The organism is Hymenobacter agri (assembly GCF_054778495.1).
The window spans coordinates 1-507 of sequence record NZ_BAAGZM010001329.1 but is presented as its reverse complement, the minus strand read 5'-3'; the positions used below and the strand labels follow the sequence as shown (position 1 = coordinate 507).

2 protein-coding genes are annotated in these 507 nt (G+C 66.9%); both read right to left on the bottom strand.

Annotated features, from left to right (window positions below; all coding sequences use genetic code 11):
• Window positions 1–226, bottom strand: a 226-nt coding sequence (locus ACYVDE_RS26060; protein ID WP_460504397.1) for an L-histidine N(alpha)-methyltransferase, incomplete at its 3' end; no start/stop codon positions are given.
• Between the two features lie 10 nt (window positions 227–236).
• Window positions 237–507, bottom strand: a 271-nt coding sequence (locus ACYVDE_RS26055) for an SUMF1/EgtB/PvdO family nonheme iron enzyme (protein WP_460504395.1), incomplete at its 5' end; no start/stop codon positions are given.

Here is a 507-nt window from a genome sequence, read left to right as displayed (position 1 = left end):
TGAACGGCGCGCCGCTCGTGCCGCCCAGCGCCGCCCCAATGGCCGCCCCGTGCTCGCGGAAAATGGCAAACTCGGCCCGCGTGGGGTAATACTCCGGCAGGGCCATAATCTGCTGAAACAGGCGGCTGCCCGCGTCGTCGTAGAAATACATCGACGACAGCGTTTTGGGGTTGCGGGCCAGGCCCTCGGCCACGTGGCGGGCCAGGTCGGTTAGTTCGGTGGTCATATGGTCAGAATTAATCGTTGGCTGCCCGCGCCAGCCGCAGGCCGCTGAACTGCCAGCGCTTGTCGGCATGAAAGAAATTGCGGTAGCTGACGCGGATGTGGCTTTCGGGCGTGGCGCACGAGCCGCCGCGCAGCACCAGCTGGTTCACCATGAATTTGCCGTTGTACTCGCCCAGCGCGCCGGCCGCGCGCTGGTAGCCGGGGTAGGCATGGTAGGCCGAGTAGGTCCACTCCCAGCAGTCGCCCAGCAGCTGGTGGCACTGCGCGGGGTCGGCGTCGGCC